Source organism: Plantactinospora soyae (assembly GCF_014874095.1).
Classification (GTDB): Bacteria; Actinomycetota; Actinomycetes; order Mycobacteriales; family Micromonosporaceae; genus Plantactinospora; species Plantactinospora soyae.
Genome location: NZ_JADBEB010000001.1, coordinates 9,565,414 through 9,581,568, shown reverse-complemented (window position 1 = coordinate 9,581,568; position 16,155 = coordinate 9,565,414). Strand labels below are relative to the sequence as shown.

The following is a 16,155-nucleotide window of genomic DNA, read 5'->3' as shown; positions in this document are numbered from 1 at the left end:
CCCGGGTACCCGGCGATACCGGAGCTGTTCGTCCAGCTCAGGGCGATCGCGAGGTCAAGAAGGGCCCGTTCACGGAGGGTCACTGGTCGCTTTCCTAGATCCACATCTAGCTTTTGTCTGTTCGGACAAAAGTTAGCGTCAGATCGGATGAAGCTCTGGACAGCTGGTGCGGAAGGCTCTTACTGTGTCGGACATAACACGCGGGCATTGCGTCGGCGTGAACGTGAGGCCGACGGAGGTGAGTCCCAAGTGCGTACGGCGGATCCGCTGCACCTTCGGTTGCTACGGCTGCTGCGCGACCAGGGCGCCGTTTCCCGTGCCGAGCTCGCCGACCGGTTGCAGATGCCCCGGCCACGGCTGCTCGCAGAGCTGGAACGGCTGGTCAGCCTCGGCTACGTGGCCGAGGCGGGACTGGCCGCTTCGCGGGGCGGCCGGCGCTCCACACTGGTCGAACTCAACCCCGACCTGCGGTTCGCCGCGGTCGATCTGGGCGCCAGCTCGATCGACGTCGAGGTGGTCAACGGCCGGCTCGAACCGGTCGCCGCGTACGCCGAGGCCACCGACATCCGTTCCGGACCGAAGGTCATCCTGCACCGGGTCAACGAGCTGTTGCACAAGGCGAGGTCGGACGGGGCGTACGAGCGCCTGCACGCGGTCGGCATCGGCGTACCCGGCCCGGTGAGCTTCCGTGACGGAGTGCCGGTCTCGCCGCCGATCATGCCCGGCTGGGACCGCTTTCCGGTCCGCGAGCTGCTGACCCGCGAGCACGGTTGTCCGGCCGTCGTGGACAACGACGTCAACATCATGGCTATCGGCGAACGGCACGGCGGGGTCGCGCACTCGGTGGACGACTTCCTGTTCGTCAAGATCGGCACAGGCATCGGGTGCGGCATCTACCTGGCCGGCGAGGTCTACCGGGGGACCGACGGGTGTGCCGGCGACATCGGGCACATCCAGGTCGACTCGCACGGGCCGATGTGCTCGTGTGGGAACGTCGGCTGTCTGGAGGCCCTGTTCAGTGGTGCCGCAGTGGCCAAGGACGCCACCGTTGCCGCCCGTACCGGTGCCTCGCCCGCCCTCAGCGAACGGCTCGCGGCCGCCGGTGCGGTCACTGCGCTCGACGTCGCGGAGGGCGCGATCGAGGGGGACGTGACCTGCATCCGGCTGATCCGCGACGGCGGGCGCCGGGTCGGTGGGGTGCTCGCCGGCCTGGTCAGCTTCGCCAACCCGTCGATGATCGTCATCGGCGGCGGGCTGGCCCAGCTCGGCCACATCCTGCTCGCGGAGATCCGAAGCGTGGTCTACCGGCGGTCACTACCGCTGGCCACCGGCAACCTGCCGGTGGTCCTCTCCGAGCTCGGCTCGCGGGCCGGGGTCACCGGCGCCGCCGTACTCGCCAGCGATGTCGCATTCGGGGAGGCGTCGTGACCAGCACCCATGGCAGCGCGGCCGGACCTCAGCACGGCGCCGGATCCTCGGACCCGGCCGGCTCCTCAAACGGGGCCGGGTCCGAGGGGCAGCCGCCGGTCGCCGCGCCGGCCGACGTGGTCCCGGGCGAAGTCGTCCTGCGGCTCACCGACGTCGTGAAGACCTTCCCCGGAGTACGCGCACTGGACGGGGTGGACCTGGAGGTCCGCGCGGGCGAGGTGCACTGCCTGCTCGGGCAGAACGGCGCCGGCAAGTCCACTCTGATCAAGGTGCTGTCCGGCGCGCACCAACCGGACAGCGGCGAGATCGAGTGGCTCGGTGCGCCCATCTCCTTCAATACGCCCCAGTCCGCCATGAAGGCCGGCATCGCCACCATCTACCAGGAACTCGACCTTGTCGAGGACATGACGGTGGCGGAGAACATCTTCCTGGGCCACGAGCCGCGTCGGTTCGGCTTCGTCCAGCGTGGACTGATGCGCCAACGGACGCGGGAGCTGCTGGCCCGGCTCGGACATCCGGAGATCCCGCCCGGGCGGCCGGTGCGGACGCTGCCGGCGGCCGCGAAGCAGATCGCGAGCATGGGCCGGGCGCTCTCGCACGAGACCCGGATGCTCATCATGGACGAGCCCAGCGCCGTCCTGGCACACGACGAAGTGCAGAACCTGTTCCGGATGATTCGACAGCTGACCGGCGCGGGCATCGCGGTGATCTACATATCGCACCGGATGGAGGAGATCCGCGAGATCGGCGACCGGGTGACCGTCCTCAAGGACGGCCGGGCGGCTGCGGTCAACCTGCCCGCCCGCACCACACCCACCAGCGAACTGGTCAGGCACACGACGGGGCGCAACATCGAGTACGTCTTCCCGCCCCGGGCCGAGCAGCCGACGCCAACGGGCGTGCCGCTGCTCGAGGTGAAGAGCCTGTCCCGGTCGGGGGAGTTCGCCGACGTCTCCCTGCACGTCCGCGCCGGAGAGATCGTGGGCATCACCGGGCTGGTCGGGTCGGGCCGCTCCGAGCTGCTGGAAACGATCTACGGTGCCCGGCGACCCGAGGCCGGCCAGGTGTCGGTCGACGGCAAGCCGCTGCCGGCCGGACGGGTCGGCGCGGCGGTCCGCGCCGGGCTGGGCATGGCCCCGGAAGAGCGGAAGAGTCAGGCTCTCCTGCTCGGCGAGCCGATCTACCGCAACATGACGCTGGCGACCTTCGCCCACTACGCGGCGGGCGGCTTCACCCGCGCCGACCGGGAGCGGGCGGCGAGCAGTGAGATGGCCGACGAGTTGCAGTTGCGTCCCCGTGATGTCGGCCGTGCCGTCGGCACCCTGTCGGGTGGCAATCAACAGAAAGTGGTGGTCGGCAGGTGGTTGCTGGGTGGCACCAGACTGTTGCTCCTGGACGAACCCACCCGGGGGGTCGACGTCGGCGCACGCGCCGAGTTGTACCGGGTGATCCGGCAGCTCGCCGACCGTGGGGTCGGCGTACTGCTGGTCTCCAGCGAAGTGCCGGAGGTGCTCGGCCTCGCCCACCGGGTGCTGATCATGCGTGAGGGCCGGATCATTCGCGAGGCGCCGGCCGAGGAACTCGACGAGCATGCCGTACTCGACCTCATCATGGCGGGGTCGCTGCTTGACGGCGGGCCGCATTCCACAAATGTCCTGAGCGAGGAGGTGACAGCGTGACCGAAATAATTCCCGAGCGTGAGACGGCTGCGGCGCCGGTCGACAAAAAACCGGACGTCGGCCCAGCCACGGGCGACGGCGGGTTGAGCGCGGGGGACCAGCGGGGTAGCGGTGGCTGGTGGCGCGGCGGTGCTGGCGAGTCCGTACGACGCAACAGTGCGCTCGTCGTGGTCCTGCTGGCGCTTGTCGTTTTCGCCGCCTATCGCCGGCCCGACGTCTACCTCGACCCGGACCGCGCGATCAGCAACATCATGACGATCCTCACCCAGGCATCCGCGGTCGGCGTGCTCGCCATCGGGATGACTTTCGTGATCATCGGTGGTGGCATCGACCTGTCGGTGGGTTCGTTGGTGGGCCTGGCCAGTGTCTGGTGTACCACCGTGGCCACCCAGGAGTTCGGCATGGTGGGCATCCTGTTCACCGCGATCGTGGTGGGCACCCTCGCGGGAGTGGTCAACGGTCTGCTCATCGCGTACGGCCGGATGGTCGCCTTCATCGCCACCCTGGCGATGATGGTCGCCGCCCGGGGACTCGCCGCGCAGATCTCCAACAAGACGACCCAGGTCGTCAGCGTGAGCGGCATCAACAGCCTGGCCGAGACCGACATTCTCGGGATCCCGTTGCTGGTGCTGGTCTTCGCCGCCGTCGTGGCGATCGCCTGGGTGGTGCTCAACCGTACGACGTTCGGGCGCCGTACGGTCGCGGTCGGGGGCAACCTTGAGGCGGCGCGTCTGGCCGGCATCAACGTCAAGCGCCAGACACTCCTGCTCTACGCGCTCTCCGGGCTCTGCTGCGGGATCGCCGCGATCATCCTGGTGTCGTTGTCGAACGCCGGAGCGTCGACCCACGGCGAGTTCTACGAACTGGACGCGATCGCCGCGGCCATCATCGGCGGTACCTCCCTCGCCGGCGGTCGCGGAACCGTCGTCGGCACCCTGCTGGGCGTGCTGGTGTTCGCCATGATCACAAACCTGTTCATCCTGCTCAATCTCCAGATCGAAGTCCAGAACATCGTCAAGGGCGCGATCATCATCGGTGCCGTTCTCGTACAGCAGTTCCGCATCGGTGGCCTGCGAAAACGCCGGGGCGTCCCCGCCTCCGGGTGACCCAACGAACGACCGTACGCCGCTCCACCGGCAACACCTCGATCAACAAGTAATCGCATCGCCTGGATCAGGCCGGCCGTGTGTACGCAACACAACGGTCTTCGCCTGCCAGCGCTCTGCCGGCAAGCCGCGCCACCGTCACACCACCCCCACTACCAACCACCAGGCATTTTGACCAGGAGGTCCCTATGTCCCAGGATTTGGGTCACTTGTCCCGCCGGGGTCTACTTTTCGGCGGAGCGGCGATCGGCGCCGGCACGCTGCTGACGGCCTGCACCTCCAACGAGAAGGGCGATGACGGCAGCGGCGATTCGCAGACCGTTGCCGGCAATTCCAACTCGGAGCCGTCGAAGCCGGTGAAGATCGGCTTCTCCGTACCGGCGGGCGACCACGGCTGGATCCTCGCCGTCACCACCAACGGCAAGGCGCAGGCGGCCAAGTTCTCCGAGGTGACGTTCGTGCCGGTGGAGTCCGGCGGCAACGACCCGGCCGTCCAGCGGGCCGCGGTCGAGTCGCTCATCCAGCAGAAGGTCGACGCGATCGTCTTCCTGCCGCACGAGGGCGACAAGCTCGAGCCGACCGCGCTCAAGGCGATGGAAGCCGGCATCCCGATCATCAACCTCGACCGCGAGTTCACCAACCCCTTCGCGTACCGCACGTTGATCAAGGGAGACAACTACGGAATGGGTGTGGCGGCGGGGAACTTCATCGCCGCGGAACTCAAGAAGGCCGGCAAGACGGCTCCGGTCATCGCCGAGATCGGTGGTATCGACTTCCTGCCGCTGACCAAGGACCGGTCGCGTGGCTTCAAGGATGCCCTGGCCCGAAACGGCCTCAAGGTGAATCACCAGGTGTGGGCGGACTTCACCGTCGCCAAGGGCCAGTCCGTGACGGCCAACCTGTTGCAGTCCGCGCCAAAGATCGACGCGATCTGGAACCACGACGACGACCAGGGCCTGGGCGCCCTCGCGGCGATGAAGCAGGCCAACCGGTCCGAGTTCATCCTGGTCGGCGGTGCGGGTTCCCGTAACGCGATGGACACCATCAAGAAGGGCGACACGCCGCTGAAGGCCACTGTCACCTACAGCCCGACGATGGCATCGTCAGCGGTGGCAATCGCCCGCCTCGTCGCGCAGGGGCGCGGGATGGGCGACCTCGCCGAACTCCAGGTGCCGAAGACGATCGTTCTCGCCTCGGAAACCGTCACCAAAGAAAACGTCGAGGCGTACCTGCCGCTCGGCTTCGCATCCTGACCGACAGGAGTAATCCACGGTGTCCAGCGTAGACAACTCGGAGTTGCGGGTCGGCATGGTCGGCTACGCGTTCATGGGCGCCGCGCACTCACAGGCGTGGCGCACCGTGAACCGCGTGTTCGACCTGCCGGTACGCGCCCGGATGGCCCTGATCTGTGGCCGGGACGAGTCGAAGGTCGCGGACGCGGCCGTTCGGCTCGGCTGGGACGGCCACACCACCGACTGGCGTGAACTGATCGCCCGGGACGACATCGACATCGTCGACGTCTGCACTCCCGGCGACAGCCACGCCGAGATCACGATCGCGGCGCTGGAGGCGGGCAAGCACGTACTGTGCGAGAAGCCGCTGGCCAACACGGTCGATGAGGCTCGGGCCATGGTCGCCGCGGCGGCCAAGGCGCAGACGGTGGGCGTACGGGCCATGTGCGGGTTCAACTACCGCCGGGTCCCCGCGGTCAGCCTGATGCGGGAGCTGGTCGCGTCCGGCCGGCTCGGCACGATCCGGCACGTCCGCGCGGTCTACCTGCAGGACTGGATCACCGATCCGCAGTTTCCGCTGGTCTGGCGACTGCAGAAGGACAAGGCGGGGTCCGGTGCGCTCGGCGACATCGGTGCGCACATCATCGACCTGACCCAGTTCGTGACCGGCAAGCGGATCACCGGGGTCAGCGCGATCACCGAGACGTTCGTCAAGGAGCGTCCGCTGCCCGCCGAGTCGAGCGGACTGGCCGCCTCGGCCGACGGCGCCGGCGGTGCCGGGGCCACCGGGCAGGTCACCGTCGACGACGCGGCGGTCTTCGTGGCCCGGCTCGACGGTGGCGGACTGGCCACCTACGAGGCCACCCGGTTCGCGACCGGCCGGCGCAACGCCCTCCGGGTCGAGATCAACGGTTCGCTCGGCTCGGTGGCGTTCGACCTCGAACGCCTCAACGAGCTGGAGTTCTTCGACGCCACCGAACCCGGTGTCGAACAGGGATTCCGGCGGATCCTGGTCACCGAAGGCGACCACCCGTACATGGCGGCGTGGTGGCCACCGGGGCACATCATCGGCTACGAGCACTCGTTCACGCACGAGTTCCGCGACTTCCTCGCGGCGCTCGCCAGCGGATCGGATCCGACCCCCTCGTTCGCGGACGCGCTCCAGGTCCAGTTGGTCCTGGACGCCGTCGCGCGGTCGGCGGAGATCGGTTCCTCCTGGACCGAGGTGGAGCCGGTGCTCGCGCCGGTCTCCGCGTGACACGCATCGCCTGAACGCAACGAACCGGCGTACGCCGGCTTCCCGCCCGTCGGGTGTGGAGGCCGGCACCGCCGGAGGCAACTGTCCACCCGTCGGGGGTGGACCGGTCCCCACCCGGGCCGGTGCCTCCCCGACCCGAGAGCTTTCCGGAGTGACCGGCGAGGGTCCGGCCGCGGTTGCGCCCCGCGATCGGATCGAGGTCCCTCCGGAGGGTGTACGCCCCGCACGCCGGAGCCCGTTCCGGCAGTGGTGCGTACGGCAGATGACGCGGCCGTCCGGTGCGGCCGGACCGGGATTCCCCGGTCGTGCCGGACGCCGCAACTCCGGCCGGGGAGTACCCCCGACCGACCAACCGCAGCCCCCACCCCCGCACACACCCCCACCCCCACCCCCGCAGACCACCCCCACCCGAGCGGCCCGAGCGGCGCCCGGCCGGCCCCGCCGGCCGCCAGCGCGACGCCGGGAACGTCGGGCACCGCGCCGGGTGCCCCGCCGCCCGTAGACCACCGCCCCACAGTCCTTACACAGCACCGGGACAACTGAACAAGGACAACTCGCGACCGGAGCCGGCAGCGTACGGCTGCCCGGTCGCCAGTGGAGAACGGGGGAGGCAGGACCGAGACGCCGACCGGCCCTGCCTACCAGCCCCGTCCGCCCGCCCGGTCACGGACCCGGGCAGCGTCGTTGCCGCCGACTCCGGCGCTGCTACAAGGGATGTTCCACCGCGACGGTCGGGCGGACGGGGCGCTTTTCACTTGATCACGGCAAGATGTCCCGATAGGCGGATTCGGCGAGCGTTCCGGCAGTTGCCCGGTTCATCGCCGTAGATCCCGGATCGGTGCCCACGAGGCCCCGACCCGGCACCGGAGGGAGGAGCATTGATGCGTACGGGTGTCTGGCTGGTGGGCGGGCGTGGTTCGGTGGCGGTGACCAGCACGGTCGGGGCGCTTGCCCTGCGGGCCGGGCTGGCCGAGCCGACCGGCTGCGTGACCGAGCTGCCGGCCCTGCGTGCCGCGGCCCTGCCGGCCCTCGCCGACCTGGTCTTCGGTGGACATGACGTGGTCACGACTCCGCTGACGAAGAAGGCCGAGGCACTGGCCGAGGCCGGTGTGCTGCCGGCCCGTCTGGTGGCGGCGCTGACCGAGGAACTCGCCACGGTCGAGGCGGAGCTGCGACCGGCGCCGACCGGCGAGCGGCAGGCGTCGGTGATCGAGGAGATCGTCGCGGACCTCACCGGTTTCCGGGAGCGGCACGGACTGGACCGGGTGGTGGTGGTCAACGTCTCCTCCACCGAGCCGGTCCCGGCGGCCGATCCGGCCCACGCCGACCTGGCCGCCCTGGACGCCGCCCTCGCCGTCGGCAGCCCACTGCCGCCCAGTTCCGCGTACGCGTACGCGGCCTTCACGGCGGGTTGTTCCTACGTGGACTTCACTCCGTCGACCGGTGCCCGGCTGCCCGCAGTGGCCGAACTGGCCCGCCGGGCGGGTGTCCCGTACGCCGGGCACGACGGCAAGACCGGCGAGACGCTGGTGAAGTCCGTGCTGGCGCCGATGTTCGCGATGCGGAACCTGAAAGTGCGTACCTGGTCCGGGCTGAACCTGCTCGGCGGCGGGGACGGCGCGAACCTGGCCGATCCGGCGGCGAACGCGGCCAAGTCGGCCAGCAAGCAACGGGTGCTCGGCGAGACGCTGGGCTACCTGCCGCAGGGCAACACCCGGATCGAGTACGTCGACGACATCGGCGACTTCAAGACCGCGTGGGACCTGGTGACCTTCTCGGGCTTCCTCGGCACCGCGATGCGGATGGAGTTCAGCTGGCACGGCTGCGACTCCGCGCTCGCCGCACCGCTGCTGCTCGACCTGGCCCGGTTGACCGCCGCGGCGCACCGGGCCGGCCGTACCGGGCCGCTGCCCGAACTGGCGTTCTTCTTCAAGGACCCGCTCGGCGAGGTGCCGCACGCGCTCGCCGACCAGTGGGGCATCCTCTGCGCGTTCGCCCGGGGGCTGGACGCCGACCGTACGGAGGGAACCCCGGATGCCGTCGCTGCGTGATCTGGCCCAGTTGGTCCGGGCGCCCGCCGCGCTCTCCGTACCCGGGGACGTGGTGGCGGGTGCCGCCGCCGCCCAGGCGCTGGACCGTCGGGTGCCGGGGCTGGCCGGGGCGTCGGTGCTGCTCTACTGGGGTGGGATGGCCGCCAACGACTGGGCGGACCGCGAGCTGGACGCCCGGGAGCGGCCGGAGCGGCCGATTCCCAGCGGGCGGGTCTCGCCGGGGTTCGCCCTCGGTGTCTCGGCCGGGCTCACCGCCGCCGGGGTCGCCCTGGCCGGCCTGGCCGGTGGTCGCCGGGCGCTGGCCGTGGCGGTGCCGCTGGCCGGCACGATCTGGGCGTACGACCTGGTGGCCAAGAACACCTCGGCCGGGCCGGCGGTGATGGCCGCCTGCCGTGGCCTGGACGTGCTGCTCGGGGCGAGCCAGGGACGTACCGTCCGGGCGGTGCCGGCGGCGCTGACCGTGGCCGCGCACACGTACACCGTGACCGAGCTGTCCCGGCGCGAGGTCTCCGGCGCCTCCCGCGCGCTGCCGGCCGCCACCCTGGCCGGAACGGCCGCGGTCGCCGCCGCCGCGATGGCTGGCCGCCGTTCCGGGGCCGGTGCACGGGGCGGCGACAGCAGCGGCGGCGGGGACGACCGGAGTCATCCGGACGGGGCCAACCGGTGGACCGGTTCCCGGGCCGGGCCGGGCTGGCGGGCGCTGGTGCCGGCGGTGCTCGCCGGCTGGTACGGGTTGCAGTACGGCGCCGCCCAGGCCCGGGTGGCCGCCGATCCACAGGCGTCCCGGGTACGGGCGGCGGTCGGCGCCGGCATCACCGGACTGCCGGCCCTCCAGGGTGCGCTGGTCGCGCGGGCCGGCGCGGCGGTGCTCGGGGTCGCGGTCGCCGCTGCCGCCCCGCTCGGCCGCCGGCTGGCCCGGAAGGTCTCCCCGACATGACCGCCGCCCCCGGCCCCGGCCTGCGGTTCGGGTACGGCACCAACGGCTTTGCCAACCACCGGCTCGACGACGCGTTGCGGGTGCTGGCCGATCTCGGCTACCAGGGGGTGGCACTGACCCTGGACCACGACCACCTGGACCCGTTCGGCCCCGACCTCGCGGCCCGGGTGGCGGCGCTGCGCCGGCGGCTGGCCGAGCTGAACCTCGGGGTGGTGATCGAGACCGGGGCCCGGTACCTGCTCGACCCCTGGCGTAAGCACGCGCCGACCCTGCTGCACGACGACTCCGCGCTGCGGATCGAGTTCCTCCGCCGGGCCGTCGCGATCGGTGCCGACCTGGGAGCCGAGGCGGTCTCCTTCTGGTCCGGGGTACGGCCGGCCGGGATCGATCCGGCGACCGCCTGGGACCGGCTGGTGGCCGGCTGTGCCGAACTGGTCGACGTCGCCGACGGCGCCGGTACGGTGCTCGGGTTCGAGCCGGAGCCGGGCATGCTGGTGGCCGACATCGCCGACTGGCAGCGGCTGCGTGCCGCGCTCGGCGCCCCGCCGCACTTCGGCATCACCCTCGACATCGGACACTGTCGCTGCCTGGAGCCGCTGCCGGTGCCGGACTGCGTCGAGCAGGTCGCCGCGCACCTGGTCAACGTGCAGATCGACGACATGCGTCGGGGCGTACACGAGCACCTGGAGTTCGGCACGGGGGAGATCGACTTCCCGCCGGTGCTGCGGGCCCTGGCCGACGCCGGCTACGCCGGGCTGGTCGCCGTCGAGCTGCCCCGGCACTCGCACGCCGCGCCGACGGTGGCGGCGGAGTCGATCGAGTTCCTCCGGGCCGCCGAGGCCGCCGGCCGGGCCGGGCCGGGTCCGACGAACGGAACCGGCCGCACGTCGACGCGCGCCGTACCGGACCGGGTCGCGGCCGCCGGGCCGCCGGGCCGCCGGGCTGACCAGGCGGGCACGGGGGACCGCGACCACCGACGGAGCTGACATCCAGGCCTGGGGAGGACCGATGGAACCGGAACCGGAACGACTGCGGGCGGCACTGGAGGCCGTGCCGGACCAGCAACTGCCCGATCGGGGCTGGCTGACCGAGGCGCTGCGCCGGGTCGGAGCCGAGCCGGCGGCGATCGGCCGGCTCTTCGCCTCGGCGGGGCGCAGGTGCGGCCGGGCACCACTGCCGGAGCTGCCCGACTGGACCGCCGACGACGCGGCCCGGGTACTGCTGCTCACCGCGCTGCCACCGGCCGAGGCGACCGGCGAGGTCGAGGCCCTCTACCGGTACGGCGACGGGGCCGAGAAGCGTGCGGTGCTGCGGGCGCTGCCGCTGCTGCCGATCGGGGAGGCCGGGGTGCCGCTGCTGCTGGACGCGATCCGGACCAACGACACCCGGCTGGTGGCCGCCGCGCTGGGCCCGTACGCCGACCGGCTCGATCAGGCCGCCTGGCGGCAGGCGGTGCTCAAGTGCGTCTTCACCGGGATACCGCTCGCCGTGGTGCACCGCCTCGACGAGCGGGCCGACGGTGAACTGGCGACCATGCTGGCCGGCCTCGCGCAGGAGCGCCGGGCGGCGGGGCGGGAGATGCCGGCCGACGCGACCGCGCTGCTGGACCGACTGAGCACCCCGGACCGACTGAGCACTCCGGACCGACCGAGCACGAAGGAGGCCTGATGCGGATCTTCGACCCGCACATCCACATGACCTCGCGGACCACGGACGACTACGAGCGGATGGCCGCCGCCGGGGTACGCGCCCTGGTGGAGCCGGCGTTCTGGCTCGGGCAGCCGCGTACCAGCGTCGCCTCGTTCGCCGACTACTTCGACTCGCTGGTCGGCTGGGAGCCGTTCCGGGCCAGCCAGTTCGGCATCCGGCACCACGCCACGATCGCGCTGAACCCGAAGGAGGCCAACGACCCGCGCTGCCGGGAGGTGTTGGCGCTGCTGCCCCGCTACCTGGACAAGGACGGTGTGGTGGCGGTCGGCGAGGTCGGGTACGACTCGATGACGCCGGAGGAGGACGAGGTCTTCGCGGCCCAGCTCGCCCTGGCCGTCGAGTACGAGCTGCCGGCCCTGGTGCACACCCCACACCGGGACAAGGCCCGGGGTACCGAGCGGAGCCTGGCGGTGGTCGCCGAGTCCGGCCTGGACCCGGGCCGGGTGGTGATCGACCACCTGAACGAGGTGACCGTTCCACTGGTCCGGGACAGTGGCTGCTGGCTGGGCTTCTCGATCTACCCGGACACCAAGATGTCGCCGCCCCGGATGGTCGAGCTGCTGCGGACGTACGGGACCGAGCGGATGCTGGTCAACTCGGCCGCCGACTGGGGCCGGTCGGATCCGCTGCTGACCCGGGTCACCGCCGACGCGATGCTGGCGGCCGGCTTCGACGACGACGATGTCGACCGGGTGCTCTGGCGCAACCCGGTCGAGTTCTACGGCCAGTCCGGCCGGCTCGAACTGGGCGACGAGGCGTCCGGGGACCCAACGGGCGGGTCGGCGTCCGGGGACCCAACGGGCGGGTCGGCGTCGGCGTCGGCGCCGGCGTCGAGCTTCGAGGGGAACTCGATCCTGCGTGGCGGCAGCTGATGCGGCTGCGGCACGCCGACGGGCAACTGGTGCACCTGAGCTACTGCACCAACGTGCATCCGGCGGAGGACCTGGCCGGGGTGGTCGAACAGCTCGACACGTACGCGGTGCGGATCCGGCAGGGGCTGGACGCCGACGTACTCGGACTGGGGTTGTGGCTGGCCGCGCCGGTCGCGGCCGGGCTGGGCGCCGACCCGCGGGCGCGGCGCCGGCTCCGCGCCGAGCTGGACGCGCGCGGGCTGGAGGTGGTGACCCTGAACGGGTTCCCCTACCAGGCCTTCCAGGCGCCGGTGGTGAAGAAGGCGGTGTACGAGCCGGACTGGACCACCCGGGAGCGGCTGGTCTACACGCTGAACCTGGCCACCATCCTGGTCGACCTGCTCCCCGACGACGCCGTCCGGGGCTCGGTCTCCACCCTGCCGCTGGCCTGGCGGGAGCCGTGGGACGAGCGGCGCGCCGGGCGGGCGGCCGGGGTGCTGGCCGAGCTGGCCAACGGGCTGACCGAGATCGCCTGGCTCTCCGGCCGGGCGGTCCGGGTCGGGTTCGAGCCGGAGCCGGGCTGCGTGGTCGAGTCCACCACACAGGCGGTCGCGCAGCTGTCCCGGGTGGACACCGACCGGCTCGGCATCTGCCTGGACCTGGCCCATCTGGCCTGCGCCTGGGAGGAACCGGCCGAGGCGCTGGCCCGGCTGCGTACCGCCGGGTTGCCGGTGGTGAAGGTCCAGGTCTCGGCCGCGCTGGCCGCCGCCGATCCGGTCGCGGCAGTGGACACCCTGCGCGGGTACGTCGAGCCGCGCTTCATGCACCAGACCCGGGCCCGAGCCTGCGCGGGGGCCGCCGACCCGGCCGATCCGGCCCACGCCGCCGACGACCTGGACGAGGCGTTGGACGCGGAGCTGCCGGGTTCCTGGCGGGTGCACTACCACGTGCCGCTGCACGCCGTGCCCGCCCCGCCGCTGGAGTCCACGGTGCCGGTGCTGCGGGACGCGCTGCGGGAGCTGTTCAGCGGGCCGGTCGCCGGCTGCGACCACCTGGACGTCGAGACGTACACCTGGGGGGTGCTGCCGGCGGCGCAGCGCCCGGAATCGGACGAGGAACTGGCCGCCGGGATCGCCGCCGAACTGGCCTTCGCCCGCGACGAACTGACCGCGTTGGGGTTGGCCCCGGCTCCGGCCGGACCGGCCGGACCGACGGCACCCACGCCGCTGCTGAGGAGGCGAGATGGCTAATCCACTTGTCGTGATCGACGTGGTCGGGCTGACCCCCCGACTGCTCGCCCACATGCCCCGGCTCCGGGCCCTGGCCGACGCCGGTTGCCAGGCCGAACTCGGCACCGTGCTGCCGGCGGTCACCTGCTCGGCCCAGGCGACGTTCCTCACCGGCGCGCTGCCGGCCGAACACGGCATCGTCGGCAACGGCTGGTACTTCCGTGACCTGGGCGAGGTGTTCCTCTGGCGGCAGCACCACGCGCTGATGGGCGGGGAGAAGGTGTGGCAGGCGGCCCGTCGGGAGCGCCCGGACTACACCGTGGCCAACGTCTGCTGGTGGTACGCGATGGGCGCGGACGTGAACTGGACGGTGACGCCCCGGCCGATCTACTACGCCGACGGGCGCAAGGAGCCGGACTGTTACACCGACCCGCCGGAGCTGCACGACGAGCTGACCGGCAAGCTGGGCGGGTTCCCGCTCTTCACCTACTGGGGGCCGGGCGCCGGGCTGCCCTCGTCGGCCTGGATCTGCAAGGCCGCGCAGCAGATCATGGCCGACCACGATCCGGACCTGACCCTGGTCTACGTGCCGCACCTCGACTACGACCTGCAACGCTTCGGGCCGTCGTCGCCGCAGGCGGTGGCCGCCGCGGTCGAGCTGGACGCCGTGCTGGGTCCGCTGCTGGACGCGGCCGCCGCCCGGAACGCGACGGTGGTGGTGCTCTCCGAGTACGGCATCACCGAGGCCTCCCGCCCGGTCGACGTCAACCGGCTGCTCCGCTCCGAGGGGCTGTTGCGGGTCTACACCCAGGACAAGATGGAGTACCTGGACCCGTGGACGTCCCGGGCGTTCGCGGTGGCCGACCACCAGATCGCGCACGTCTACGTCAGGGACCCGGCCGACGTGCCGGCGGTGGCGAAGCTCTGCGCCGGGCTGCCCGGGGTGGCCGAGGTGCTGGACGAGGCGGGCAAGGCCGCGCACGGGCTGGACCATCCCCGTTCCGGCGAGCTGGTGCTGGTCGCCGAGCCGGACGCCTGGTTCACCTACTACTACTGGCTGGACGACGCGGTGGCGCCGGACTTCGCCCGACTGGTGGAGATCCACCGCAAGCCCGGGTACGACCCGGCGGAACTCCTCTTCGACCCGGCCGCGCCGGGAGCGGCCAAGCGGCGGGCGGGGGTGGCGCTGGCCCGCAAGAAGCTCGGGATGCGCTATCTGATGAGCGTGGTCGGACTCGACGCCGGGGCCCGGGCGGTACGTGGCTCGCACGGCCGGCTGCCCGCCGATCCGGCGGACGCCCCGGTGCTGCTCTGCTCGGACGCCTCGGTGGCCCGGGACCGGTACGCCGGCACCGAGGTCAAGGGGCTGCTGCTGGGCCTGGCCGGGCTGGCCGGGTCAGCTGCCGCCGGAGCGTCCGGCGCCCGTGACGCGCAGGTCAGCGGTGAGCGATCATGACGGCGACGGTGCCGGAGGTCGATCTCGGCGCGCTACGGAAGCGCTTCGACGCACAGCTCGCCGCCTTCCTCGACCGGCAGGATCCGGACTGGCCGGACGGGGCGCCGCGCGGGGTCTTCACTACCCTGAACCGGTTCGTACTGGCCGGCGGCAAGCGGCTGCGGCCGACGTTCTGCTACTGGGGCTGGCGGGGCGCCGGCGGCGTGGACGGTACGCCCATCGTGGCCGCCGCGGCCGCGCTGGAGCTGTTCCACGCCTTCGCGCTGATCCACGACGACATCATGGACGGCAGCGACCGGCGCCGGGGCGAGCCCTCGGTGCACCGGCTCTTCGCCGACCTGCACGCCCGGTCGGCCTGGCGCGGCGATCCGGCGTCGTACGGGCGCAGCACCGCGCTGCTCTGCGGTGACCTCTGCGCGGCGTGGGCCGACCAGATGTTCCACGAGTGCGGGCTGACCCCGGACGAGGTGCACCGGGGGTACGGCGTCTTCGCCACCATGCGTACCGAGGTGATCGCCGGGCAGTATCTGGATCTGGTGTCCGGGGTGGGGGACGGGTCGGTGGCGAGCGCGCTGACCGTGATCCGGATGAAGGCGGCCCGTTACACGGTGACCCGGCCGTTGCAGATCGGCGCCGCGCTGGCCGCCGGTTCGCCGGAGCTGCTGACCGCGCTGGCCGAGTTCGGCGATCCGCTGGGTGACGCGTTCCAGCTCCGCGACGACGTGCTCGGGGTCTTCGGCGATCCGGCGCTGACCGGGAAGTCGGTGCTGGACGATCTGCGCGAGGGGAAGCCGACGGTGATGATGGCGCTGGCCCGGGGCAGTGCCAACCGGGCCCAGGCGCTGCGGTTGAAGGACCTGTTCGGCAATCCCGACCTGGAGTCGGCCGGCGCCGACGACCTGCGCGGGATCATCGTCGAGACCGGTGCCCTGGGCCGGATCGAGCAAATGATCAAGGTACGCACCGACACCGCGTTGGCGGCGCTGGCGGACGCCCCGATCTCCCGGGAGGCCGACGCGGTGCTCGCCGCGCTGGCCTCCGAGGTCGTGGACCGGGAGCGGTAGGGCCGATTTCCGTCCCGTCGGCACCGGAACTTTTCACGTGATGGACGAAAGTTCGGGGTAGTCGGGGCGAAAGTATAGACACATCGACACGAAGAAATTAGTGTCGTGCCCAGCACAGAGTTGTTACGTCGAGGTAACCACGGCGCGGTTAACC

At 71.7% G+C, this 16,155-nt stretch carries 13 protein-coding genes; all 13 read left to right on the top strand.

What is annotated here, in order from left to right:
- Positions 1-249 precede the first annotated feature (249 nt).
- A complete protein-coding gene (locus H4W31_RS41750) occupies positions 250-1,428 on the top strand; it encodes an ROK family protein (protein WP_192771629.1) in 1,179 nt (392 codons plus the stop codon).
- Positions 1,429-1,544: 116 nt separating this feature from the next.
- Positions 1,545-3,107 (top strand): sugar ABC transporter ATP-binding protein, encoded by a 1,563-nt coding sequence (locus H4W31_RS41745; protein ID WP_192772809.1) that lies wholly within the window; start codon positions 1,545-1,547, stop codon positions 3,105-3,107.
- Positions 3,104-4,213 carry an ABC transporter permease gene (locus H4W31_RS41740; RefSeq protein ID WP_404825677.1) on the top strand — a complete coding sequence of 370 codons (1,110 nt, stop codon included), beginning with the start codon at positions 3,104-3,106 and terminating at the stop codon, positions 4,211-4,213. The genes H4W31_RS41745 and H4W31_RS41740 overlap by 4 nt, the downstream gene beginning before the upstream one ends.
- Before the next feature lie 80 nt (positions 4,214-4,293).
- Positions 4,294-5,466 (top strand): substrate-binding domain-containing protein, encoded by a 1,173-nt coding sequence (locus tag H4W31_RS41735; RefSeq protein WP_318783686.1) that lies wholly within the window; start codon positions 4,294-4,296, stop codon positions 5,464-5,466.
- Between the two features lie 55 nt (positions 5,467-5,521).
- Positions 5,522-6,703, top strand: a complete 1,182-nt coding sequence (locus tag H4W31_RS41730; RefSeq protein WP_192772806.1) for a Gfo/Idh/MocA family protein — start codon at positions 5,522-5,524, stop codon at positions 6,701-6,703.
- Positions 6,704-7,584: 881 nt separating this feature from the next.
- Complete coding sequence (locus tag H4W31_RS41725; protein WP_192771628.1) at positions 7,585-8,754, top strand: inositol-3-phosphate synthase; 1,170 nt, start codon at positions 7,585-7,587, stop codon at positions 8,752-8,754.
- A complete protein-coding gene (locus tag H4W31_RS41720) occupies positions 8,738-9,691 on the top strand; it encodes an SCO3242 family prenyltransferase (protein WP_192771627.1) in 954 nt (317 codons plus the stop codon). The genes H4W31_RS41725 and H4W31_RS41720 overlap by 17 nt, the downstream gene beginning before the upstream one ends.
- The gene (locus H4W31_RS41715; RefSeq protein ID WP_192771626.1) at positions 9,688-10,677 is read left to right on the top strand and encodes a sugar phosphate isomerase/epimerase family protein; all 990 of its coding nucleotides are present in this window, start codon (positions 9,688-9,690) and stop codon (positions 10,675-10,677) included. The genes H4W31_RS41720 and H4W31_RS41715 overlap by 4 nt, the downstream gene beginning before the upstream one ends.
- A 22-nt stretch (positions 10,678-10,699) precedes the next feature.
- A complete protein-coding gene (locus tag H4W31_RS41710) occupies positions 10,700-11,359 on the top strand; it encodes an EboA domain-containing protein (protein WP_192771625.1) in 660 nt (219 codons plus the stop codon).
- Entirely contained in the window at positions 11,359-12,273 is a 915-nt protein-coding gene (locus tag H4W31_RS41705; protein WP_192771624.1) for a TatD family hydrolase, read from the top strand. The genes H4W31_RS41710 and H4W31_RS41705 overlap by 1 nt, the downstream gene beginning before the upstream one ends.
- Positions 12,273-13,502 carry a metabolite traffic protein EboE gene (eboE, locus tag H4W31_RS41700; RefSeq protein ID WP_192771623.1) on the top strand — a complete coding sequence of 410 codons (1,230 nt, stop codon included), beginning with the start codon at positions 12,273-12,275 and terminating at the stop codon, positions 13,500-13,502. The genes H4W31_RS41705 and eboE overlap by 1 nt, the downstream gene beginning before the upstream one ends.
- The gene (locus H4W31_RS41695; RefSeq protein WP_192771622.1) at positions 13,495-14,937 is read left to right on the top strand and encodes an alkaline phosphatase family protein; all 1,443 of its coding nucleotides are present in this window, start codon (positions 13,495-13,497) and stop codon (positions 14,935-14,937) included. The genes eboE and H4W31_RS41695 overlap by 8 nt, the downstream gene beginning before the upstream one ends.
- A complete protein-coding gene (locus tag H4W31_RS41690; RefSeq protein WP_192771621.1) occupies positions 14,934-16,001 on the top strand; it encodes a polyprenyl synthetase family protein in 1,068 nt (355 codons plus the stop codon). Before H4W31_RS41695 ends, H4W31_RS41690 begins: the two co-directional genes overlap by 4 nt.
- The last annotated feature ends 154 nt before the right edge of the window (positions 16,002-16,155 follow it).

Bases quoted from the DNA above. Each gene is read 5' to 3' on its own strand.
- H4W31_RS41710 (WP_192771625.1), top strand. From the start codon at position 10,700: ATGGAACCGGAACCGGAACGACTGCGGGCGGCACTGGAGGCCGTGCCG.
- H4W31_RS41730 (WP_192772806.1), top strand. From the start codon at position 5,522: ATGGTCGGCTACGCGTTCATGGGCGCCGCGCACTCACAGGCGTGGCGC.
- H4W31_RS41695 (WP_192771622.1), top strand. From the start codon at position 13,495: ATGGCTAATCCACTTGTCGTGATCGACGTGGTCGGGCTGACCCCCCGA.
- H4W31_RS41715 (WP_192771626.1), top strand. From the start codon at position 9,688: ATGACCGCCGCCCCCGGCCCCGGCCTGCGGTTCGGGTACGGCACCAAC.
- H4W31_RS41725 (WP_192771628.1), top strand. From the start codon at position 7,585: ATGCGTACGGGTGTCTGGCTGGTGGGCGGGCGTGGTTCGGTGGCGGTG.
- H4W31_RS41690 (WP_192771621.1), top strand. From the start codon at position 14,934: ATGACGGCGACGGTGCCGGAGGTCGATCTCGGCGCGCTACGGAAGCGC.
- eboE (WP_192771623.1), top strand. From the start codon at position 12,273: ATGCGGCTGCGGCACGCCGACGGGCAACTGGTGCACCTGAGCTACTGC.
- H4W31_RS41705 (WP_192771624.1), top strand. From the start codon at position 11,359: ATGCGGATCTTCGACCCGCACATCCACATGACCTCGCGGACCACGGAC.
- H4W31_RS41720 (WP_192771627.1), top strand. From the start codon at position 8,738: ATGCCGTCGCTGCGTGATCTGGCCCAGTTGGTCCGGGCGCCCGCCGCG.